19 protein-coding genes are annotated in these 23,823 nt (G+C 28.3%); 2 read left to right on the top strand and 17 right to left on the bottom strand.

Annotated features, from left to right (window positions below):
• Window positions 1-21: 21 nt before the first annotated feature.
• Complete coding sequence (locus tag L3B98_RS19360) at window positions 22-918, top strand: LysR family transcriptional regulator (protein ID WP_238917904.1); 897 nt, start codon at window positions 22-24, stop codon at window positions 916-918.
• An 82-nt stretch (window positions 919-1,000) separates the two neighbouring features.
• Here L3B98_RS19360 and L3B98_RS19355 read toward each other — a convergent pair whose 3' ends face one another.
• The 11 genes from L3B98_RS19355 to rplU form a co-directional block, all read right to left on the bottom strand.
• A complete protein-coding gene (locus L3B98_RS19355) occupies window positions 1,001-2,764 on the bottom strand; it encodes a HAMP domain-containing sensor histidine kinase (RefSeq protein ID WP_238917903.1) in 1,764 nt (587 codons plus the stop codon).
• Window positions 2,754-3,461 carry a response regulator transcription factor gene (locus L3B98_RS19350; RefSeq protein ID WP_238917902.1) on the bottom strand — a complete coding sequence of 236 codons (708 nt, stop codon included), beginning with the start codon at window positions 3,459-3,461 and terminating at the stop codon, window positions 2,754-2,756. The genes L3B98_RS19355 and L3B98_RS19350 overlap by 11 nt, the downstream gene beginning before the upstream one ends.
• A 414-nt stretch (window positions 3,462-3,875) precedes the next feature.
• Entirely contained in the window at window positions 3,876-4,778 is a 903-nt protein-coding gene (locus tag L3B98_RS19345) for an RluA family pseudouridine synthase (RefSeq protein WP_238917901.1), read from the bottom strand.
• A gap of 32 nt (window positions 4,779-4,810) precedes the next feature.
• Window positions 4,811-6,103: an LCP family protein gene (locus tag L3B98_RS19340; protein WP_238917900.1), complete on the bottom strand. Its 1,293-nt coding sequence runs from the start codon at window positions 6,101-6,103 to the stop codon at window positions 4,811-4,813.
• 50 nt (window positions 6,104-6,153) lie between these two features.
• Window positions 6,154-6,732: a bis(5'-nucleosyl)-tetraphosphatase (symmetrical) YqeK gene (yqeK, locus tag L3B98_RS19335; protein WP_238917899.1), complete on the bottom strand. Its 579-nt coding sequence runs from the start codon at window positions 6,730-6,732 to the stop codon at window positions 6,154-6,156.
• A 154-nt stretch (window positions 6,733-6,886) separates the two neighbouring features.
• Entirely contained in the window at window positions 6,887-7,504 is a 618-nt protein-coding gene (nadD, locus tag L3B98_RS19330) for a nicotinate-nucleotide adenylyltransferase (RefSeq protein WP_077366288.1), read from the bottom strand.
• A gap of 155 nt (window positions 7,505-7,659) precedes the next feature.
• Window positions 7,660-7,962, bottom strand: coding sequence for a ribosome assembly RNA-binding protein YhbY (gene yhbY / locus L3B98_RS19325; RefSeq protein WP_015395253.1), 303 nt, complete (start codon window positions 7,960-7,962; stop codon window positions 7,660-7,662).
• A 189-nt stretch (window positions 7,963-8,151) separates the two neighbouring features.
• Window positions 8,152-9,444, bottom strand: a complete 1,293-nt coding sequence (gene obgE / locus L3B98_RS19320) for a GTPase ObgE (RefSeq protein ID WP_077366289.1) — start codon at window positions 9,442-9,444, stop codon at window positions 8,152-8,154.
• Window positions 9,445-9,776: 332 nt separating this feature from the next.
• Window positions 9,777-10,076: a 50S ribosomal protein L27 gene (gene rpmA / locus L3B98_RS19315; RefSeq protein ID WP_015395255.1), complete on the bottom strand. Its 300-nt coding sequence runs from the start codon at window positions 10,074-10,076 to the stop codon at window positions 9,777-9,779.
• Window positions 10,077-10,080: 4 nt separating this feature from the next.
• Window positions 10,081-10,467, bottom strand: coding sequence for a ribosomal-processing cysteine protease Prp (locus L3B98_RS19310; protein ID WP_015395256.1), 387 nt, complete (start codon window positions 10,465-10,467; stop codon window positions 10,081-10,083).
• A gap of 4 nt (window positions 10,468-10,471) precedes the next feature.
• Entirely contained in the window at window positions 10,472-10,783 is a 312-nt protein-coding gene (gene rplU, locus L3B98_RS19305) for a 50S ribosomal protein L21 (RefSeq protein ID WP_015395257.1), read from the bottom strand.
• Window positions 10,784-11,241: 458 nt separating this feature from the next.
• On the opposite strand from rplU, the gene L3B98_RS19300 reads away from it, so the two are divergent.
• Window positions 11,242-12,180, top strand: a complete 939-nt coding sequence (locus tag L3B98_RS19300) for a lysozyme inhibitor LprI family protein (protein WP_238917898.1) — start codon at window positions 11,242-11,244, stop codon at window positions 12,178-12,180.
• 1,038 nt (window positions 12,181-13,218) lie between these two features.
• On the opposite strand, the gene L3B98_RS19295 is transcribed toward L3B98_RS19300, so the two are convergent.
• From L3B98_RS19295 to L3B98_RS19270, 6 genes are all read right to left on the bottom strand, one after another.
• The gene (locus tag L3B98_RS19295) at window positions 13,219-14,667 is read right to left on the bottom strand and encodes an Rne/Rng family ribonuclease (RefSeq protein WP_238917897.1); all 1,449 of its coding nucleotides are present in this window, start codon (window positions 14,665-14,667) and stop codon (window positions 13,219-13,221) included.
• A 310-nt stretch (window positions 14,668-14,977) separates the two neighbouring features.
• A complete protein-coding gene (locus L3B98_RS19290; protein ID WP_238917896.1) occupies window positions 14,978-15,727 on the bottom strand; it encodes a TIGR03936 family radical SAM-associated protein in 750 nt (249 codons plus the stop codon).
• Window positions 15,711-17,567, bottom strand: a complete 1,857-nt coding sequence (locus tag L3B98_RS19285; RefSeq protein WP_238917895.1) for a TIGR03960 family B12-binding radical SAM protein — start codon at window positions 17,565-17,567, stop codon at window positions 15,711-15,713. Before L3B98_RS19285 ends, L3B98_RS19290 begins: the two co-directional genes overlap by 17 nt.
• Window positions 17,568-17,718: 151 nt before the next feature.
• Window positions 17,719-18,105 carry a hypothetical protein gene (locus tag L3B98_RS19280; RefSeq protein ID WP_238917894.1) on the bottom strand — a complete coding sequence of 129 codons (387 nt, stop codon included), beginning with the start codon at window positions 18,103-18,105 and terminating at the stop codon, window positions 17,719-17,721.
• Between the two features lie 163 nt (window positions 18,106-18,268).
• The gene (locus L3B98_RS19275) at window positions 18,269-22,474 is read right to left on the bottom strand and encodes a DUF445 family protein (RefSeq protein ID WP_238917893.1); all 4,206 of its coding nucleotides are present in this window, start codon (window positions 22,472-22,474) and stop codon (window positions 18,269-18,271) included.
• Between the two features lie 194 nt (window positions 22,475-22,668).
• A complete protein-coding gene (locus L3B98_RS19270; protein ID WP_015395264.1) occupies window positions 22,669-23,559 on the bottom strand; it encodes an AraC family transcriptional regulator in 891 nt (296 codons plus the stop codon).
• Between the last annotated feature and the right edge of the window lie 264 nt (window positions 23,560-23,823).

The following is a 23,823-nucleotide window of genomic DNA, read 5'->3' as shown; positions in this document are numbered from 1 at the left end:
TTTTTTGATGGAGATGATTCTATGGATTTTAAACAACTTAATGCCTTCCTAGCAATAAGCAAGTTTCAAAGTTTCACTAAAGCTGCTGAAGCCTTAGGTTATGCTCAATCTAGTGTAACTACTCAAATTAAACTTCTTGAAAATGAACTTGAAGTAAAACTTTTTGAAAGAATAGGTAAAAACGTAACTCTAACACATGAAGGCAAAAAACTTTTGCCTTATGCAAAGCAAATGTTAAAATTATCAAATGATATAAAAAATACTGTTTTTAACAAAGAAACTCCAAGTGGAACTTTAACTATTGGAGCTGCTGAATCTTTATGTGTATTGAGACTGCCTGAAATACTTAAAGAATATAAAAGACTTTATCCGGAAGTTGAAGTTTCCTTAAAATTCGGAAGTTGCTCAGATTTCAGGTATTTTTTAGCTGACAATATCATTGATGTGGCATTTTCTTTAGGGATAAAAATAGATTCAGATGAGTTTATATCAGAAGTTGAAATTCCTGAACCCATGCTTTTATTAGCTTATCCAGGACATCCACTTATAAATAAGAAAGCAATATTACCAGCGGATATTGAAAATGAACCTCTTATCTTAACAGAAACAGGTTGTAGTTATAGAGCTGCTTTAGAAAATATCCTAACTAACTGCAATGTGAAACCAAACGTAGCATTAGAAACTGGCAGTGTGCAAGCTATTAAACAATTTACAATGAGTGGCCTTGGCATAACACTCCTTCCAAAGGTTGCAGTTGAAGATGAAATAAATAGTGGAAAGCTTATTCCATTAAATTGGTCAGGTCCAGATTTCCAAATAATTTCTCAAGTTCTTTACCATAAGGATAAATGGATTTCTCCTGCTTTAATCGAATTTCTTAAGTTATCAAAAAATTTTATGGAATCTTATTTTAAATAAAGACGATCAAGAAAATAGTAGATCAATTCAATTTCAAACTACTATCTTCTTGATTTATTTTGCTTCAATAATGTTTTCTTAACTAAACACTAGAAAATTTGAACCAAAACTTTACTCCAATCTCTGAGTTTTCTACACCATAACTTAAACTATGAAGCTGTAAAATATTTTTAACTATAGCTAATCCAATACCTGTTCTTCTTTCACTTCTATCCCTTGAGCTATCAGCTCTATAAAAAGTATCCCATATTAAATTTATTTTATCTTTTGGAATATGCTGACCTTCATTTTCAATATTAAAAATATTATTATTTAATGTTATACTTATTGTTTTGTTTTCTTCCGTATGATATACAGCATTAGAAAGCAGATTATTTATAACTCTCTCCATAAGCATATAGTCAGCACTTAAATTATATACTTTATCTGCCGAATAACTTATATGAAGGCTATTGTCCATAAATATTTTCTCATGTTTCTTTAAAATTTCTTTAATAAGATCATTTAAACAAAACTCTTCTAATTTTAATTCATATGCTTTAGCTTCCATTTTAGATAAATCCAGCATTTCCAAAACTATCTTATCCATCTTATAGGTTTCATCTATTATTACATCTAAATACTTGTCCCTTTTATCTTCTGCTATCTTTTCTTTAAGACCTTCTCCATAGGTCCTTATAATTCCTAGAGGAGTTTTTAATTCATGAGCTATAGCACTTGTAAGTTCTCGTCTATTTTTCTCTATCATTTCCTGCTTTTCATATGTCTTGTTTAAAGCTTTTGATAATATTACTGTCATGGCAAGAACCATTATAAATGAAACTAAATACAATGGTATGGCTTTTGGAATTATATCCTCCCATGGATAATAGTCTGCCTTTATACATACATAATATTCATGCCCATTTATAAATAAAGTATTAATATACTCGTAGTTAACTTTAAAAAAGCTTTCACTTGTATTAAGTTTACATATACTATGTCCCTTCTTATCCTCTAAACTTCTTATTTCATCCTCATTATACTCTTTAAAATTGCTATACTTTTGAAAAACTTTTCTATATAAATCACTACTATTGCTTACATTATAAATATCTCTACTATATGCAACTTCCAAATGAAAATCAAAATAATTAACTATATCTATTTTTTTTAATCCATCTACTCCCTGAATATTAAAATTATATGTTTTAACTTTCTCTCCTCTTTCTATACCTTCATCTGCATTAACTGGTTCATCTATTATGCTCTCGTAAATTTCTAATACTTGTGGTATTATTTCATTTCCCTTAATATATCCTTGTCCTTTAATGAAATATTTTTTTGTTTTACTCCTTTGATTATAAATTTTAAGAAATTCTATCTTTTCATCTTCTGATAAATACTTATCTAAATCAATATATCTGTTTATATTACAATGGTCTGTATTAGATTTTTCAATTTCTTCTTCTCCAACTATCAACATATTTCTAGATCTTGCTAGAATATTGAAATTCTCATCATATAAATAAGCTCTTGAAAACATCTCTTTACTAAATGCTGATGTAAAATCTGTTAATTCGCTATTTAAACTTGTCAAATAATTTATATCCTTATTCAATAAGTTTTGGTCATCTTCCCAATATCCTGTCCTTCCATCTGATAATCTTTCATACTCATTGTCAAGCATATTTCTAGATATTCGCTCTTGTAAAACACTTTCCATATTATCAAACTTAGCATTATTTTCACTAACTTTAGATTTATAGTATATTCCAGTAAATCCAATTACAGCAATAAAATAAAACGTAAAAAACATAAGAGCTGTCTTTAAAAATATACTTTTAAATGCCTTTTTAGTTTTCATCAGTCCTCACCTCAAATTTATATCCAACTTTTATGATTGTATGTAAATGACGTGCGCTTTCTCCCAATGCCCTTCTTAGCTTTTTAATATGTGTATCCAGTACTCTATCATTTCCATCAAAATCATATCCCCAAAACTTAATTAAGAGCTGTTCCCTTTCTATAATCCTATTTTTATTCACAATGAAATAATAAAGTAAATCATACTCCATCTTAGGAAGCGATATTTCTTCATTCTCTACATAAACTCTATGAGTTTTGCATTCCAAACAAATCTCATCTGCATAAAGCTTGTCCTCTAACATTATTCCCTTTGATCTTTTAATCAAAGAAATACATTTAGCATACAATACTTTTAATGAAAATGGTTTAGTAATATAATCATCTGCGCCTAGTTTATAACCATAAAGATTCTCATCTTCATCACTTTTTGCTGTGATAAAAATAATAGGTATATCACTGCTATTTAAAGAACCTTCCAACTTCTCTTTTCGAATTCTTTCACAAACTGAAAAACCATCCAGCTTAGGCATCATAATATCTAGTAACACTAAATCAAAACTCTCACTTTCCATTACTTCCAAAGCTTCAATTCCATCATTTGCACAAACCACCTCACATTCTTTTATTTCAAAATAGTCTTTGATTATCTCTTGCATCCTTTTTTCATCTTCCACCAATAGAATCTTATAAGCCAATTTGTTTCCCCCTTCCTCTTACATGATAATAGTGCTATATGTATTTTTTCTGTCCTCTATAAAAAATCACATTATTCATTTGAACAATGTGACTTTTGACTGCTTTACAATTTAAAAATAATATAAATGGAATATACATGCATAATTGAGAAATTATAATCTTAACACTACACTAGAAATTAGATACATATTTGTGCAAGCGGCATATGAAATTAAGCTATGATGGTTGTTAGTGGAAGGTTGTTCCATTTTCTGCTTGTCATAAATTTACTTTAGGAACATGCATAAATGGGTGCAACCTTCCACTTAGAACCCATCCAGCGAAAATTTCATTAGTCCGCTGTAATAAATATGTATCTGATTCAGGTATGTTTTGCATAAGTATAATTCTTGCGTTTAATATCTATACATTATCTATTTTAACTTACTAATTAACTCTTTCATATCCTCTGGAAGTTCTGCTCTAAGTGCCAGTTCTTCTCCACTTCTTGGTGATTTGAAGTTTAAGCCATATGCATGTAATGCCTGCCTCTTAATTAAATCTCCTTCATTATCTCCATCTCCATATAACACATCCCCATATATAGAGTGTCCTAAATGGCTTAAGTGAACTCTTATTTGATGAGTTCTTCCAGTTTCAAGCTTGCATTCCACTAAGCTTGCAGCTTTAAATTCTTCTACAACTTTATAGTGAGTTATGCTTCTTTGACCTCTTTCATCTATAACCCTGCGAGTCCCCATTTCAATTCCTTCTGGCTTATATATAGGTAGATCAATTGTCCCTTGCTTTTCCTTCATTATTCCATGGACTATTGCTAAATATCTTTTCTCCACTTTATTTTCAGTCATCTCTTTTGATAACATTCCATGAGAAAATTGATTTTTTGCAATAATTATAAGACCTGAAGTATTCATATCTAATCTAGAAACTAGTCGAACTATATAGTTTTGGCCACTTTCCCTAAAATAATTAATAACTCCATTAGCAAGCGTTCCACTTTGATAGCTTTTTGTAGGATGAACCACCATAAAAGGCTTCTTATTAACCACCAATATATCTTCATCTTCATATACTATATCTATATCCATTTTTTCTGGAGCTATATCTTGACTTTCATCTTTTGCTAAATCAATTTTTATTATTTCTCCAGGATTTAGCACTCTATTCATCTTTACTACTTTATCATTAACAAATATCTTTTGATTAATAGATGCACTTCTAATTAATCTCGTAGATAATCCAAGTTCTGTTTTTAAATATTCTCTTATTTTAGTTCCTTGTTCTATTTTATCAACATGTTTTTCTAAAATACTCATTCAGCTTATCTGCTCCTTGTATAATTTTTAACTTAATTATTTTTCTTTCCTAAAATTATAATCACATCATAATCATTATATTCAGACTTATTTTCCTTCTTATTAACTTCATTAATATTCAAAACTTGCTTTATTTCATTTACATTTTCACTATCATTTGAAAGTACAACGCTTTTCTCACTTGCTTCACCATTTCCAGTATCAACCTTTGTATATCCAGCATTCTTTAATTTTTCAGCTGCTTTAGCTGCTAAGCCACTAGTTTTAGTTCCATTTATTATTTTTATCTTAATATCACTCTTTGATTCACTTGAAGTTAAATTCTTTGAAGATGATGGTACTTCTGATGATGCAAGTGATGATAATAAACTCTTATTTGCATTCTTATCAATAATCAAATATGATTGTCCATTTAAAGTTTTTGGTGTTCCTGCAACCGTACTCATTATCACATTATCTTTTTTCAACCCCATGAATTTAGTACCATAGCTTAACACCTCAAAAGATGACATATTAGTTTCCACATTATTGCCTATCGCTGACATTATGCCTGGCATTCTGAATATTATTAAAGGACTTGTACATTTACTAACAACGCTTGATATAAATTTATGCTGATTTTCTATTCTATCCAAATCACCATTAGCAAATCCACTTCCATCATTATTCTTTCTCCACCTAAAGAATTCTTCTGCTTTCTTTCCATCTAAATGAGCTGTTTCTCCTGCTTTAAAATTAATATGTAAATTTTGAGCTTCATCATCATAAATCATATTTCTATCAATTTCCATATCAACCCCTCCAATGGCATCAATAATTTCATCAAAGGCATTGTAATCAATTTTAACCATATAATTTATATTTACATTCAATATGTTTTCGACTTCTGATTTAATCTTTTGATAACCTCCAATTTCATAAGCCGCATTTATTTTAGCATTTTTGCCATTTACATTTATTAAAGTATCTCTTGGAATTGATACAATATGTAAGGTTTTATTTTGTGGATTATAATTAGCAACCATTATGGTGTCTGTCCGCTTGTCTCCTTGATTATCAACCTGCTTTACGTTTCCTATATCTGTTCCTAAAATCAAAATATTTACTGGCTTATCTGATGCTGCCTTTATACTGCTTGGCATTGATTTACTACCAATCTTCATTAGTGCATATGCCCCTGACAGAATTGAGAATATAATAAATGTTATTATAAGTGATATTACTCCAAGAGCTATTTTCTCTTTTACTGACACAGAATCATTGTCTTTTCTAAATATATTTAAAAACCATAAAATTTTATTTTTACTTTTCTGTCTTCTCCTCATATTTTCACCTCTTGAAACACATTATGACTAACATAATATAGTATTTCACTCTACGCTTTGACATTGCTATTAAATAAGAAATAATTTCTTGCCTTTATAGTATTGTCATCTATTAATAGGTTACTTGCTAACAAAACCTTTAAACTTCCATTTAATCCAGCATAAACACCTTTATCTAAATCTTCAAAAGTAACTTTTCTAAGTTCTTCAACTCCTTCAAACTTCCTGCCTGGTTCAATCATATCTGCTATGTATATAATTTTAGTTAAGGTTGACATATTTTCTTTTCCTGTAGTATGCCATCTTATTGCATCTAAAATTTCTTCATCTTCAATTTTTAACTTATCTTTTGCTTCTATGTGAGCTATTATACTATGCCATAAGCTAGGATTATTCTCTTCTATTTTTGATAAAATAATTCCATTCTGTTCTATTATATTTTTCATTTTTTCTATAGATAAATTTTTTGCAACATCATGTGCAAGACCTGCAATTTCAGCTTTTTCTTCAGAAACGCCATTTAATTTTGCTAATTTTTTTGCTGTCTCTGCTACTCCTAAAGTATGAATATAACGCTTCTCCATTAAATTTTCCTTAAGATATATTTTCATTTCTTCTATAGATAACAAATGCCTCTCCTCCTATATCTAGTAATTTAATTAAATATATATTTCAATTATCAATGATTAGTGATTTCCTTTGAAAAGCCTTAAGTCTTCAACCTTTTTACAATATAAATATTTTAAAATTTTCATTACTGTTATTTCCACCACTAAAATATTCTTATTTGTTATATAAACCATTCTCTGAAATAATATCCATTACCTTTTTAGGTACAAAAAAATCAATTCTCTTATTTTGACTTACTCTTTCTCTTATTTCTGTTGAAGAGATTTCTAATTTATTAAGCTCTAAATAAATAATCTTTTTATTAAATTTGTTTTCTATTATTTTTTTTCTATTTATTATTTCCGTTTGACTCATACCTTCTCTTGAAAATACAACAAGAGTTGCCAATGAAAATATTTTTTCAACCTCTTTCCATTCCTCAATATTAAGAAGACAATCAGCTCCTGTTATAAAAAACAATTCACTTTCTTCATCTTCATTAATGCCCCTTCTCTTAAAATATTCTAGGGTTTCATAAGTAAAACTAATTCCACCTTTATCTATTTCATATTTAGAAACAGAAAAATTATCAAAAGGCTCTATAGCAGCTTTAACCATATCATATCTCAATTCTGAATCTGTAACTATATTATTAAGTTTAAATGGCTGTTTTCCTGCTGGCATAAAAATAACTTCATCTAAATCTAATTGTTCCTTAGCTTCATAAGCTATATATAAATGTGCATAATGAATAGGATCAAATGTCCCACCTATTATACCATACCGTTTCATAAGCTTTCCTCCAAAAGTTAATTCATTTTTAGATTAAATTTCCTTTTTCATTATATCATGAAGGACTTAAAATATTATTTATATTATCTTAAATTTTAAAAAAGAAGCTATTTTTATCTAGCTTCTTTTATTAGTTGTTCCCAACAATATTAAATTTATTTAGTTGGTAATTCAATTTTTCTTTTTTTAAGATTACTTGATTGCTTATATAAAACTATTTTATTTCCGATTGCTTGAATTCCTTCACATTTAATTGCTTTACAAATCATATCTGAAGTTTCTCTAGTATCTAAGCCACTATTTTCTAGAACTTTTATCTTTATTAACTCTCTAGCTTCTAATGCCTGCTTAAGTTGTATTAAAAAGTTTTCTTCAACACCATTTTTACCAATTTGAAATATAGGTGTTAAATTATTAGCCAAGCCTCTTAAATAAGCTCTTTGTTTTCCTGTTATCATTTTTATGTTCCTCCTAAATTCTTTCTCAACATATCATGTTGTATTAATTTAATTATCCCAGGGGGTTTGATATAGTTATAAGTTTTGAGTTATGAGTTGTGGATGAAATTACTTCGTAATTTCTAAATTATATTTTTGAAAAGCCGTAGGCTTTTCTACCTCAACTCCTAACTCCTACCTCTTAACTGATTAAAGTACGTATTCAAATTCAAAGTCGTTTAATCTTACCATATCTCCATCTTTAATTCCCATTTCTCTAAGTTCATCAAAGATACCTTTGTTTCTAAGAACTTTATGGAAATATCTTAATGAGTCAGCATCATTTACATTAACAGCGCTTAATAATCTGTCTACAAATGTACCTTCAACTACGTAAACATCATAACCTTCTTCTGCATTGTTTTCAACAGTAATCTCATAAGTAAATCTCTTTTCTTCTGGGATATACATTTCATCTTCTGCAATTTCTAATTCCTTAATTGGAATTTCTTTAAGCATTCTTGCTGCTTCTTTCATTACAGCTTCAACACCTTCATTTGTAGCTGCTGACATTTTAAACACTTTATCAAAGCCCATTTCTTGAACTTTCTTTTTAAAGTCTTCAAATACGCTTTCATCATAAAGCATATCGCTCTTATTAGCTACTACTATTTGTGGTCTATCCCAAAGCTTAACAGAGTACTTTTTCAATTCTTCATTGATCTTTACAAAGTCTTCAAAAGGTTCTCTTCCTTCAATTCCTGAAATATCAACTACATGAATTAAAAGTCTTGTTCTTTCAATATGTCTTAAAAATTGTATTCCAAGACCAACACCTTCTGCTGCTCCTTCAATTATTCCTGGAATATCTGCCATTACAAATGGTTCAATGCCATTTACAGCAACTACTCCTAAATTAGGATTTAATGTTGTGAAGTGGTAATTTGCAATCTTTGGTTTTGCCTTTGTTGTCATAGAAAGAAATGTTGATTTTCCAACGTTAGGGAAGCCTAAAAGTCCAACGTCAGCAAGTAACTTTAATTCTAATACTATGTTTAATTCGTCTCCTGGCATTCCTGGTTCAGCATAATGAGGTGCTTGCTTTGTAGGTGTAGCAAATTTAACATTACCCTTTCCACCTTTTCCACCTCTAAGTAGAACTAATTCTTGACCTTTATGAGAAAGGTCTGCAATTATTTTATTGCTTTCAGCTTCTCTTATGATAGTTCCCATTGGTACTTTAATGTAAAGACTTTGACCATCTTTACCATAGCACTTTTGGCCTCCACCATTTTCACCTGGTTCTGCAATAAATCTCTTTTTATATTTAAAATCCATCAATGTAGTTATACCTGTCTCAACTTGGAAAATTATGCTTCCGCCTTTTCCTCCATCACCACCATCAGGACCGCCTAATGGTACATATTTTTCTCTTCTAAATGAAATAGCACCATCGCCGCCTTTTCCTGATTTAACAAAAACCTTGGCTTTATCTATAAACATATATAATCACCTTTCTTTATATATTTTTCCTATTAATAATTACTACAATAATTAAAGTCTTCCTAATCACAATATAATATATTCTCTCTACAACGTAATATATATTCCAATTATCATTGTTCAATTATCAATCAATAAAGAATTCCTTCAGGATTTCTTGAATTGAGATGTATAATCTTAATTAGAACTTATATATTAAAAATTAATTATTATGTAAATATGCTTCTAATAATCATTGTATAACTTTTCTTCATATGTATAAAATCTTATCTCATTATATCATATCATATAAAAAAGCACTCTTAAATTAAGAGTGCTTTATTTCTTAATAATTATTCAGCTATTGCTTCAACGTCTACTGGGTAAACACTTGCTTTCTTCTTATCTCTACCAAGTCTTTCGAATTTAACAATTCCATCGATCTTAGCAAATAAAGTATCATCTTTACCTCTTCCAACATTTTCACCTGGGTGGATCTTAGTTCCTCTTTGTCTATAAAGAATGTTTCCAGCTAGAACAAATTCTCCATCAGCAGATTTAGCTCCTAATCTCTTAGATTCAGAGTCTCTACCATTCTTAGAACTACCAACCCCTTTTTTATGAGCGAATAATTGAAGGTTCATAATTAGCATGTGACTACACCTCCTCTTTCATTAAAGTTATATATTCTCTACGTCTTTTGCATCCAAAAGTTTCATCCAAACTTAAAATAACACTTTCCAAGCTTTTTTCAAAAGTTTTTAGTAAAACTTGCGCTTGTTCTATTTCTTCTTGATTAAAATCTTGAAGATCTAGTTTTAAGTATCCATCACTGATTTCATATGTTGAATTAAGCATTAAAACTTCATCCAAACCAATAACCACACTTTGAGAAAGTACTGATACAGAGTTGCATACCATATCAAACGCCTCACCTACTAATGCAACATCATTTTGAAAGTCACGATCAGCTGGCATAGCATGATTATCTATTATAAAACCAACAATATTATCTTTGTGTTGATTAATTTTGACACTAATCATAATATTAAGCTTCGATTTTTTCGATTACTAGCTTAGTGTAAGGTTGTCTATGTCCATTTTTTCTTCTATAGTCTTTTTTAGACTTATACTTGAAAACTATAACCTTCTTTGCCTTACCTTGTGCTGCAACCTTAGCTACAACTTTAGCTCCTTCAACAACTGGTGTACCAACTTTGATACCTTCTTCAGTTCCTACAGCTAAAACTTCATTTAATTCTACTGTTGAGTCAACATCAGCGCTTAATTTTTCAACGTATATTACGTCTCCTTCTTGAACTCTGTATTGTTTTCCTCCTGTTGCTAATACTGCGTACATTAAAACACCTCCTCATAACGGTCTCGCCACTTTTGGTACAAAGATTTAACTTTGTTCTCTAAAAAAACCTTACGTGTGCGGTTCACAAAATCCAGTTTACCATATTTCTTTCATTGTGTAAAGAAAAAATCATATATTATTTTTTAGTCAATTAATAGAGTTACAATAAGAAATCCTTTATCCTGCAGATTTATCTTCTATAATTAACATATTATCGTCGTGAAAAAACAAAAAAAGAGAAACTTCATAAGTGCTATATTAATTTTAGATGATATATATAACATCATACACGAGTTAATTCTTTCATATATGAGTTATAATATAACATATGAGGATTTAGAGGCAATAAAAAGTAATGCGTTTAATAAAGAAGAAAAATCCTTGATAATATTTTACTTTTTTAATTATACTTATATAAATTATAAATAAACAGAGTATTCTGAAGGAGAATAATAATAATGAAATATAAAAAAACTGTAATTATTGTCTCAATAGTATTATCACTTAATACATTAGTTGGATGCGCTAGTAATAATACTAAAATAGCTCAAAATAATTCAGATAAAGTAGAACAAAATGAGCAAGTAACTGGCAGCACAAGTAATACTGAGTCATCATTACCAACAACAGCAGATAAAATAGATGGTAGACGTGAAGAATTTCTAGGAAGATTAGATTTCATACAAAAGCAATTAGATAATTTACCAGAAAAGAAAGCTTCAGATGAAGGAATAACAAATGCTATGCGAAGTTATTATGGTGAAGCCTATGAAAAGTATGATGAAGCATTAAATGAAATTTATAATTTATTAAAAGAGCAATTACCTCAAAACACAATGAAAAATCTACAAGGCGAAGAAACTAAGTGGATAAATCAGAAAGAAGCTTCAGCAAATAAATCAGCATCAGATTATAAAGGTGGAACATTTGAACTTGTCGCATACAATTCATCTTTATACCAGTCAACCAAAGATAGATGTTACGAATTAGTGAATAATTACATGACAGATTCAAAGATTAAAATAAATGCTAATAAGCAAGACTATAAGAATAAATTAGATAGCATAGAAAGAGAAATACAGTCATCTCAAGAATATAAAAATGCGGAGTCTGGTGTAACTCATGATATGTTAGTCCTAACAGATAAAGAATATAATGAATGGGATAAAGAATTAAATGAAATCTATGGTTTATTAGGACAAGAATTATCATCTGATGAAATGAAAAGATTAAACAAAGAAGAAACTCTATGGATAACACAAAAAGAAAATAGGGCTAAAAAATCTGAAGAATTACAAGGCGTTGGAAGCCAACTAGGGAAAATAGGATACCAAGCATCTTTGTCGTATTCAACTCAAAGCAGATGTTATGAATTGGTATATAGATACATGAAATAATTAAAAGTTAGATAATTCAATATTAACAGAAAAAATAAGAAATTATAATATGTATTAATGTGCCCCATGAATATCACATATTAAGCAATTACCACCTTACAAAAAAGTAGCACATATTTTTGTAAGGTGGTAATTGCTTACAAATTATGTGCTAAAGATCTATATTATAAATATAATTAAAATTTAAATTATTTAATATCATTTGTTTGATTTTGATTTAATCTCAGTCATATTTTGCTGAGTTGTATCTGTATCGTAGAAAGCATTACAAGCAACTAATACAAGACATAAAAGAATAACTATACCTAACATATTTATTCCTCCCTTAATTATATACTTGTTTATATATATATTATAACACTGTCGATGTAAACGTTGTATCTTTTTTTAAAGAAATTTTGCAAAAAAAAATTGGAGCTGTATTAATAACTCCTTTTTATAAATGATCCTAATTGCAGCAGATCTGCTCTTTTTAAAGAGATGATCCTAATTGCAGCAGAGCTGCTCTTTTTAAAGGTGTGTATCTTTTTTAAAAAATTTTTGCAAAAAAATTGGAGCTGTATTAACAACTCCTTTTTATAATTGTGTATTTTTTTAGAAATATAGATATCCAAATAAATAATCAAACTTATAAATGTAATATATGTGTATTATTGAGAAGTTATAATCGTAACACTACACTAGAAATTAGATACATATTTGTGCAAGCGGCATATGAAATTAAGCTGTGATGGTTATTAGTGGAAGGTTGTTCCACTTTCTGCTTGTCATAAATTTACTTTAGGAACATGCAGAAATGGGTGCATCCTTCCACTTAGAACCCATCCAGCGAAAATTTCATTAGTCCGCTGTAATAAATATGTGTTTAATTTCGGTAAGTTCCGCATATATCTAATTCTTGCTTTGGATATCCTTAACATGTCAAAAATTAAAAATATTCCTAATTGCAGAATAGTTCCGTATTGCAGCAGAGCTGATCTTTTTAAAGAGATGATCCTAATTGCAGCAGAGCTGCTCTTTTTAAAGGTGTGTATCTTTCTAGTATTTTTCAATAACAGAAACTTTATAATCTTTTAAATTATCTTTTTGCCCTTGGAAGATTAACGGTTCAATCTTATATCCTTCTATATTATCTACATAAGTTAAATATATTTCTTTATCTAAAGCTTCTATTTCTCTAATAAAATTAAACATATCTTCATTAACTCTATCTTTATAAATATTATCTAATTCTATATGAAAGCAGCTTATAGAATTTTCTTCTTTCATTCTTACTATGTCATTTTTAATTAAACCTGCAATATACGATAACTTTAAAATCATTCCTCTTCCCTTACACAAGGTACACTTTTCTTCCATATACTCATATACACTTTTTCCTTGTCTTTTTCTTGCGATTTGAACTAAATCCAATTGGGTAAAAGGAAATATCTTTATATTACCCTTATCTGATTTTAAACTTTCCTTAAGCGCATCCATTACAATATCTTTTTGACTTTTATCCCTCATATCAATAAAATCTATAACTATAATTCCACTTAAATTTCTAAGTCGTATTTGCTTTCCTATCTCTTTAGCTGCTTCTAAATTAGTTTCTAAAATTGTCTTATTAAAATTTCTTTCCTTTATATTCTTTCCTGTATTAATGTCAATTACATACATAGCTTCTGTTTTATCTATTACTATGTATCCTCCACAAGGTAGATTCACTTTATTGTGTCTTAATTTTAATAATTCCTTTTCTAATCCATAGAAGTCAAAAAGATTTCTAAAATTATCATGTTTTTCTAATTTGACATTTTCTTTCCCACTTACAAACATTTCTATTTTTTCAAAGTCAATATCAGTATCTACATAAATTTTAGTAGTTTCATTTTTATCTGAATTGTTTAATATCTTTATTAAACTTAAGTCTTCTCCGTAAAGTTTTTTCTGACCTAGCGAATGCTTCATTTTATTATCTATATTTTCAAATTCCTTATAAAGCTTATTTATTTCATCATTAAGCTCTACTAAATCTACATTTATGCCTTCAGTTCTTATTGTTATACTAACATTTTCTAAAGGTTTAATGTTGTTTAAAATAATATTCTTTTTTTCATTATCTTCTATTCTTTTTGAAAAATTTATTCCTTTTTCATAGCAATTTAATACAACATATTTCCCGGGAATTGAAACCTTCGAAGATAATTTAGCACCTTTATCATTAATAGGTTCTTTAATTACTTCAACTAATATTTCTTCACCTTTCTTGATGCCTTTAGCTTTTAATTCTTCACTATAATACATGTAACCTTCTTTATCTAATCCAATATCCACAAAAATAGAATTTATAGCTGGGAGAATATTTTTTATTTTTCCTTTATAGATCTCACCAATTATTGGCTCATTATTATTTTCTTCAACAATACTTTCAATCAATTCATTATTAGATTTAATAGCTATTCTTAAAATCTTTTCTCTTCTCTCAATAAAAATTTCTTTCACTCTTAAACACCGGCCTTTCCAGTTTACAGTTTATGCCTTTTAGAATACCATGTGGGCAGTTTACAGTTTTGGTTTGAAGATTAAATTCTATGTAAAATGTACAACTGAAAATATAAACGCTATAAATCAATATTTCAATAAGCAAGTTAAGAATTACAAACATCAGCTTATTATTTTTCAAACTCATATTATTTATTACTCTAAACTTTTAGAACTCTTCCAAAAGAAGAGACATAACTCTTAAAGGAAGAGTTCCTAACTAAACTCTTAACTCATTTTAAGTTCCGTTGTTGCAGCATAGCTGCTCTTTTTATTTAAGTTCCGTTGTTGCAGCATAGCTGCTCTTTTTATAGGTGTAACTCTTAACTGAACCAAGTGGCATAAGTTTATCATTTTTATAGAAATACATTTCTTCTCTTTTTATATTAACAAAATAATCTACCATAGCATTTGATGTTTTTTCTTGAATGTAGCTTACTAGTAAGTCTGCACTTAAGTGTTCTCTACTTCCTGTGCTTATTACTACATTTAATACTAAATACTCATCTTTTATCCAAAAGCTTATTTCCTTAATAAAAGCTCTTATATCAACTTCTTTTTCACCTTTTTTAGTTTTCTTTATAGTTATCCATTCTTTAACTTCTAATAACTTATCCATTTCTTCTTCTAACTTAGTAGTATTAGAATACTTAACTTTTATAATATATCTAGCTGCATCGATTAATGCCATAGCTTGTGGTACTTTCTTTTCTCCTTCTTTATAAGGAATTGCTGTAGCACTTATATACTTTATTCCACTTGGTGCTGTTTCATTTAATTTATCTATAATTTCCTTTTCATCTACTTCAGTTGTAAGCACCATATCCATATATTCACCACTTGAATATACTCCTACAGATAGTGGTTGTGCTATTGAAGTATTCATATGTGGATTAAACCCCTGTGAATATTCTATAGGTAATCCAGCTCTTCTAATATTTTTTTGAATAGTTTTAAGCACATCTAAATGTGATATGAACTTAATATTTTCTTCTTTAGTAAATTTAGTTAAGTATCGCACCTTCAAAACACTTCCCATCTTTAAAGTTTACATCGAATCCACAACCTGTACAGCCTTCTCTACAGTTTTGTGTTAATTCCACTTTTTTAGCCTTTTCATTTTCTATTTCTAAATATTTTCTATTAACTCCAATATCAATGAAATCCCAAGGCAATACTTCATCATAACTTCTTTCTCTATATGCATAGAAATCAGGACTTAAATTACATTCTTCCATAGCTTCCATCCATATATCGAATTTAAAGTATTGATCCCACCCATCAAATCTAGCACCTTTTTCAAAGGCCTTTATTAAAACATCACATAATCTTCTGTCTCCTCTTGCAAAAACAGATTCCATTACAGATGTCTTTTGTTCATGGTAATTATAAACTATGCACTTAGACTTAATTGAAGATTTAACTGCTTTGATCTTTTCAGTAACATCCTCAAACTTAGCCATTGGTGACCATTGGAATGGAGTAAATGGCTTTGGTACAAGGATTGAAGTACTTACTGTAAGTCTTAAGCCCTTATTATTGTTTACCTTATTAGGTACTTGCTTATATCTATACACCATTTTTTCCGCTAATTCTCCAATGCCTTTGCAGTCTTCTAATTCTTCATATGGAAGTCCAACCATAAAGTAAAGCTTTAAAGTCTTCCAACCTGCTTCAAAAGCACTTGTTGCTGCGTCTAGTATTTTTTCTTCTGTAAGCCCTTTATTTATTATGTCTCTCATTCTTTGAGATCCAGCTTCTGGAGCAAAAGTTAATCCAGTTTTTCTTACCTTTTGAATATCTTTAAGCAAGTCAACTGAAAAAGCATCAACTCTAATTGAAGGAAGTGCTATACCAACCCTATTATCTTCATGTTCATTTATTAAATCTGTTATTAAGCCTTTTATATCTGAATAGTCACAAGTACTTAAAGATGAAAGAGAAATTTCTTCATATCCAGTGCTCTTAACTAATTTTCTTGCAAGTTCTTTTAAATCTTCTCTGGATTTTTCTCTAACTGGTCTATAAATCATACCTGCTTGGCAGAATCTGCATCCATTTGTACATCCTCTAAATAATTCTAATACTACTCTATCATGTACAATTTCAGTATAAGGAACTATTATTTCTGTAGGAAAATCTACCTTAGTATAGTTATTAATAATTCTCTTTCTTACAGTCTTTGGTACATCTTCATACTTTGGCTTAAATTCTTTTATTGTATTATCTTCATTATATATAACATCATATAATGAAGGTACATATATCCCTTGAATTCTAGATATTTCTCTTAAGAATTCTTTCTTATTCCATTTATCTTTATAATTCTTATAAACCTCTAAAACATCGTCCATCATTTCTTCGCCTTCACCAATTTCAAAGAAATCAACGATGTCATAAAGTGGCTCTGGATTATATGCACAAGGTCCTCCAGCCATAACTAAAGGTTCATCTTCTCCTCTTTCTGATGCTCTTAAGGTAACCCCTGATAAGTCAAGCATATTTAAAATGTTTGTATAGCTCATTTCATATTGAAGAGTGAATCCTAAAATATCAAATTCTTTTAAAGAATCTTTAGTCTCCAATGTAAATAATGGTATATTATTTTTTCTCATTTGCTCCTCCATGTCTGGCCATGGTGCAAATGCTCTTTCACAATATGTATCTGGTCTTTGATTTATAGTATGATAAAGTATTCTGCTCCCTAAATGAGACATTCCTACTTCATAAACATCTGGAAAGCAAAATGCAAATCTTATGTCAACTTCTTTTGGGTCTTTAACAACTTCATTTAATTCCCCGCCTGTATATCTACTTGGCTTTTCAACCTTAAATAAGATATCATCTGAAATTTTATTCATCCGTAAATTTCCTCCTTAATAATAAAGGAAGTATAAAACTAATTGTTATACTTCCTTATTTACTCTCACTATTCTAACACAATTAATTGTTATTGTGAATTTCTTCATTGAAATTCTTAGCCATGTTAGTCAGTTTAAATTTTATTGACTTCTAATTTAACAATTCATTATAATTATTCTCTATTATTTTAAGTACTACATTTTTGAATTCAGCATCACTTTCCAAACTCGGAAAACCCTTAAGTGTATTACTTATAATTAATTTTATGCTATCAAAATTTATATTTGGCATTTCATAATTATATTCATTTAATATAGGTTTGTAATTATTCTTAGTAAATGAGGTTGAGTACCAGCTTTTTTCTAATGCTTTATCATTAAGAACACCAGGTAATAAATTATCATCAAAAGATTTTACAAAGTTTGTATCTTTAATTTCTGCTACTTCCTTATCCTTATACATTAGATATCCAGTGAAATCAAAACTTTCGGCTTTTGCATATTTACTTACAATACTAAATAAATCTATATCCGGCATTCTCTCACCTCTTCCTTATAATTCCATTCCTTTCATTAGTTTACCACATTCTTATTACAGTTTACAGTTAGTGTAGAAATTCCTTTAAGAATTTCTACACTAACTTAATTCAAGAAAATCCAGAGGCTTTTCGCCCTCAACTCCTAACTCTTAACTCCTCTAACTAATTCCTACTGCTGTGCTTAATATCAAGTGCCAATAAAATCATTGAAAGCCATACATTAATTCCAAACACAAAGCCGAATACTCCATAAAGCTTAAGTTTATAGAAAAGATCTCCAGCAAAAGAATTAAACAATACATCAATTTCTTTTGGGTTAAGTAAATCCATTTGTCTAAGTGTTATATCCCTTAAATCAACTTCCTGCACTACTGGTATAATGTATTCATTCGTTGAATATAACCCTATTTCTATTGTTTTATTTAATAAATAATCCTTAGTTTCATCTGAAATAAACTCAAAACCATCATCTATTGCATTATTGACAATCTGATTAATAATAAGCACATTTCTTTCCTTAATTTCATTATTGCCAAAAATATTTTTAATAACATTGTTAATATCCTTATTTAATACATCCATATCAACGAACTTTTCAATTGACAATTTCGAAATTGTATTTTTATGAATATTTTCTAGAAGTCTATTTAGATACTTCTTTGTTTCTTTACTTAAAGTAACTAAATTTAAAATGTTACTCACACTTTTTTCAATTTCTATTGCTTTTATTTCATTAAAAATTATGGAATTATCACAGTTTAACAATGGTACAATAATTTCTTTCTTTAATAATCCACTTAATTCTTTCGATAATACTGTACTATTCTTTTTAATATTATTGTAAATGTCCTCTTCGATAATTCTAAATTCATTATTTAATTTATTATATATTAACTCTAAACTATTTAAATTGCACGGCTTAAGGTAATCAACAATAGGTGTTGAACTTATAGACTCTAGTATTAGTTTTACACCCCTACTGATATATTCTTTTGATTCAATATTTCTATTTAGCTTATCAGAAATATTATCCATTATTATAGATATATTAAAATCATCAGCTTCAATTTTTAAACTACTCATTTTCACAGGATATATACCGTCTTTAAATGCAGCCTTTGCTACCTCTACCATACTATCCGTTTCATACTTAAACATTATTGGTAGTTTTTCACTCAATATTATTTCTACAACTCTTCCTGCTATTTCATCTCCACCAAAACTTGCATAAGCTATCTTTTCAAAGAAATTTAATCCATCTTTAATTGTTTCTTGAACCTCTAGTGTGATTTCAAATTTATATTTTTGTAAATAAGTTAATACTTTATTTGAAGCTAAATTAGTTAATGGATATAAATTGTCCTCGATTAAAGTTTTTATTTTTCCATCAAACATTGATCCAATATCCTTATTTCCATCTAATTCGTTAGATAAAAATTCTTTTACTGAACTAGCTGCTTGATATTTAAAATCATTATAAAAGTAGTTACATACTTTTTCAGACATCTGATTTTTAATATTAACTAATAATTCTTTATCAAAAATTTCTTCACAGGATTTTTCAATAGTTGTATTATATTTATCTTCATATTGTTCATAAATATATTGTTTTACAAAACTTAGATTTCCAACAGCTTCAATTTTCTCATTAATAACTTTTGAAGTTTCACCTTCAACATATTCATCTAATTTAGAAACAAGTGCCTTTGGCATAAGAATATTTACTTTATTATTAGAAGATATTTTATTTTGTACTAACTTAACTAAACAATCTTTCAACTTAATTATATTATTAATTACCTTATCTGATAAATCAAAAACACTTTCTTCTTTTAAGATTTTATTAACTTTAACTTCACCCAATAATTTCGATAGTTTTCTTGATAAATCTGAATTTTCATCACTATATTTTAATATTTTTTTGTAAACATAATTTGTTATAGACGATTTTTTATTTCTAACATACTCAATTAATATTTGGTAACCATTGTTTTTAACCAAATGCATTAATGAATTTTGGATCTTATGCTTTTGTAATTCAAAAGTCTTATTGATCTCTTCTTTATTTAATAATTGCTCATCTATCAATTTTGCCATACCAAGTGCAAATTCATTTTTATGTGCTGGAATATATCCTGTAGCAAAATTCTTTATAAATGGTATTTTAGCTGCTATCTTGTTTTCTTTATATGGATGGAATATCATCCACAAAGCAATAACATTTGTAATAATACCAATAAATGCCATAATCCCACAAGATATTAATCCATCTACAATATTATTAGGGAATCCAAAGTTTCCTAATGTACTTATAGGATATATTAATTGCCACACTACTCCTACTATTACCCCTAAAAATGCACCAAAAACAGAAAGAGGTTTTAGCTGATTTCCCATAAAATCTTGAACTATATCACAAATTTCATCTTCATTGTATTTATTTAAATTATTCTTAACAAATTCTTTAATCTTTCCATCAACTAATCCCGGCAACTTATTAATCAATAGTGGATAACCTTCATTGATTAATATATCTGATAATTGTTTTTTAGTGAAATTCATATTAACAAATTGTTTTAATTCATAGTTTTTATAATTATCCACAGTTTTGCTCATAAGCCCTATAGACTTATCCACAATAAACCTAGAGATATCCACTTTATACTCCTTAAGCTTTAACGATAAATCTGCTTTTTTAACTTCAGACCTTATATAATCACTAATTTGTCTTTCAATAATACTATTATCAGTATTTATGTATTTGTGAGTTAATTTCCCAATGTCTTTAGAATAGTTTTTAACAGAATCCTCTGATATTAGATTACTCAACTTAGTATTAAAGATTTTATCTATTTTTGAATTAATGAAATTATCAATTAAATAATTTAATTTTTCTGCTATATTGTTTTTATTATCAAATATGTTTTTATATAATGTTGGTTTAAACTTTTCATTAAATAATTTCACTAAATCTACATTGAAAACTTTATGTATCTTTTTAGTAAATTGCAATTTTATTATTTTACCTATTAACTTTTCGCCATGTAATTCAAATTCCTTTGTAAGAAACTTCACTAATTTATCTAAATCAATTAAATTTTTATTTTCAAGATTAATAATAATATCTTTAACTTTTGTTTCCTTTAAATATGCTATTATGTAATCAGCTAATTTACTATAGGATTCCTCATTAAAATTATTATTAAGATAATCAATAACTTTACTTACAATATTATTCTTTGACGAGATATCCCCCATAAGTGCAGTTCTAACTTTTGATATAATGAGTTTCTTTATATTCTCATCAACACCTTGAATAGCTTCGTCAATAGCTTCTTCAATCATTTCATCTAGATTATCCTTATTGCTAGAAATCCATTCTGAAATGTATGGCATAACTTTAGGAATTATTATTCTTATGAACTCTGTAAGAGATTCTTCAATTTCACTTGGAAGTATTTCATATAAAGTAAATTCTATATCTTTACCAATTAGTATTATGTCATTTGTTAAACTTTCTAATAAGTTTTTCCCATTCTCAGATTTAATAAATTCATTAATTTTCTTAAATAAACTTACTGAAAACTCCTTTTCATCAGATTTATTAAAAATTTGATTGAATTCATAATCTCCTATTAATCCCTGTACTTTTATAAGAGTTAAATCAACATTTGCACTTAAAAGAAGCTTATCAACAAACATTTTACATTTTTCTTCATTGTTTAAAATATTCTCTTTTATAATAGACTTAACTTCATTAATAATATTTGTAGTAAGTTTTTTCTGTATATCATCTGAAAAAACATTAGAAAGTGTTATGTCTTCATTTTCTTTATAAAGACTATATAGAAAGTCATCTACAGAACTATTAGTTTCAATTTCCTCTGTTAATAAATCATAACAAGCTTCTGCTATTTTAGAAACTTGCTCATCAGTTATAATATTGTCTAACTTAATGTTGTTAGCAATATTATCAAGTATCTCTGGTATGAATAAATTAAGATTTTTTATAGCAAACTCTTCACTTTTAGCTACAGTAGTACTAAAACCAGGCATTTCACTAATTTTAATGTTTTCAAGATTACTTTTTAACCCTTTTTCAAAAACAGTTTCTGCTATCTTTTCAATATATGTATTAAAATTTTTGCTTGAGATTTGTGCTTTTAATGTCTGAGAATTTATCACATCTCTTTCAACTAATTCACTCATCTCTTCTATAAATTTTTCTTTTTTCTTTTTAATTACTCCACCTAACTTTAATGGTGTATATTCCTTAAAAAGCATATCTACTGCATATTTATTTGTAATATATCCTGAGACTCCACCTGAAATCCCTTGAAATATTAACAAAAAAATTGATGTCAACATTTGTACTAATCTCCTTTTACTTAAAAGTATTTTTAAATATATCTTATACTCCACAATACACGCTTCATTTGGTGAATGTGACTTATCTCTATCAATTTAACCACATTACATTTAAAAAATCAATTTTCGATTACTTTTCTGTATGCCTAAAATAAGACCCAAGCTTTTGCCTGAGTCTTACCTAAATAAATTTTCTATTTTTTTACTACTGGTATCCACACTTCTGAATAGCATCTATCTTTACCTAAAGAATAATATAATTCAAGTTCTGGACCTTCTGCATGCTCATATCCTGAATTGGGAAACCATTCTGGAAAAATACGCTTCCATATATCTTGAATCTTTTCAGTAGTTTCTTCTTCTTTATGCTCTTCAGTTTTAAATATAGCCCAAGTTAATGCAGGTACAGAAATTGAAGTGAACTCTTCTGGAACTTCTGCATCTCCTTTAAAATCAATTGCACCTATCATATAAGGAAAAGTATCTGTATCAGTACAACGATAGCACATTATTGCATTCACACTGCATAATCCTTGAATTTGTCCTTTTGGAGCTGCATCCTCTAAACGCTTGTATGTCCCATTTTCAAAAGATTCACTCCACATTCTAGGTATTCTAACAAGATTATTTCCTCCTGTAGTATCAATTATCTCTTCTACTCCAAATACCTTAAACGAATCCTTTTCTTCAATTTTATAATTCATTTCTACATCTCCTTTTATTGAAATATGAAAGGACATTCTTGGATAAGCTTTTAGTTGAATTCCTTTTTCTCGTGCTAAACTAGGAGTAACTCCATGCATATTTTGAAAAGCTCTACTAAAAGATTCTGGAGATTCATATCCATACTTTACAGCTAGATCAATCACTTTTATTTTACTATTCTGAAGCTCAAAAGCAGCCAAAGTCAACCTTCTTCGTCTCACATATTCTGCCATTGTAACATCAGTAATAAAAGAAAACATTCTCTGAAAATGATAGGATGAACAGCAGGCAATTTTTGCTATTTTGCTATAATCAATATCCTCTGTGAGATTATCTTCAATATAGTTCATAGCACCATTTATTCTTTGAAGCCAATCCATTTATCTCCCTCCCTTTTAATATAAGGATATCAAAATATAAATCATATTACCCTACATTTTTTGCTCTTATATGTAAGTATTATATCTATACTTTCCTCATAACTCATAACTCATAACTCATAACTCATAACTCATAACTCATAACTCATATAATTATACCTTTTTTAACACAAAAAAAGATAGCCTAAACGACTATCTTTTTATCTTACCTCGCAACGTCCTACTCTGCCACACAGTCTCCCATGCAGTACCATCGGCGCTATA

The sequence above is a fragment of the Clostridium sp. YIM B02555 genome, from assembly GCF_022320955.1.
Lineage (GTDB): Bacteria > Bacillota > Clostridia > Clostridiales > Clostridiaceae > Clostridium > Clostridium saccharoperbutylacetonicum.
Note: the sequence above shows the minus strand (reverse complement) of the source record. Positions and strands in the feature narration are given on the sequence as shown.

Bases quoted from the DNA above. Each gene is read 5' to 3' on its own strand.
- L3B98_RS19360 (WP_238917904.1), top strand. From the start codon at position 22: ATGGATTTTAAACAACTTAATGCCTTCCTAGCAATAAGCAAGTTTCAA.
- L3B98_RS19355 (WP_238917903.1), bottom strand. From the start codon at position 2,764: ATGAAAACTAAAAAGGCATTTAAAAGTATATTTTTAAAGACAGCTCTT.
- L3B98_RS19345 (WP_238917901.1), bottom strand. From the start codon at position 4,778: ATGAGTATTTTAGAAAAACATGTTGATAAAATAGAACAAGGAACTAAA.
- L3B98_RS19340 (WP_238917900.1), bottom strand. From the start codon at position 6,103: ATGAGGAGAAGACAGAAAAGTAAAAATAAAATTTTATGGTTTTTAAAT.
- nadD (WP_077366288.1), bottom strand. From the start codon at position 7,504: ATGAAACGGTATGGTATAATAGGTGGGACATTTGATCCTATTCATTAT.
- yhbY (WP_015395253.1), bottom strand. From the start codon at position 7,962: ATGATAACAGGAAAACAAAGAGCTTATTTAAGAGGCTTGGCTAATAAT.
- obgE (WP_077366289.1), bottom strand. From the start codon at position 9,444: ATGTTTATAGATAAAGCCAAGGTTTTTGTTAAATCAGGAAAAGGCGGC.
- rpmA (WP_015395255.1), bottom strand. From the start codon at position 10,076: ATGCTAATTATGAACCTTCAATTATTCGCTCATAAAAAAGGGGTTGGT.
- L3B98_RS19310 (WP_015395256.1), bottom strand. From the start codon at position 10,467: ATGATTAGTGTCAAAATTAATCAACACAAAGATAATATTGTTGGTTTT.
- rplU (WP_015395257.1), bottom strand. From the start codon at position 10,783: ATGTACGCAGTATTAGCAACAGGAGGAAAACAATACAGAGTTCAAGAA.
- L3B98_RS19300 (WP_238917898.1), top strand. From the start codon at position 11,242: ATGAAATATAAAAAAACTGTAATTATTGTCTCAATAGTATTATCACTT.
- L3B98_RS19285 (WP_238917895.1), bottom strand. From the start codon at position 17,567: ATGAATAAAATTTCAGATGATATCTTATTTAAGGTTGAAAAGCCAAGT.
- L3B98_RS19280 (WP_238917894.1), bottom strand. From the start codon at position 18,105: ATGCCGGATATAGATTTATTTAGTATTGTAAGTAAATATGCAAAAGCC.
- L3B98_RS19275 (WP_238917893.1), bottom strand. From the start codon at position 22,474: ATGTTGACATCAATTTTTTTGTTAATATTTCAAGGGATTTCAGGTGGA.
- L3B98_RS19270 (WP_015395264.1), bottom strand. From the start codon at position 23,559: ATGGATTGGCTTCAAAGAATAAATGGTGCTATGAACTATATTGAAGAT.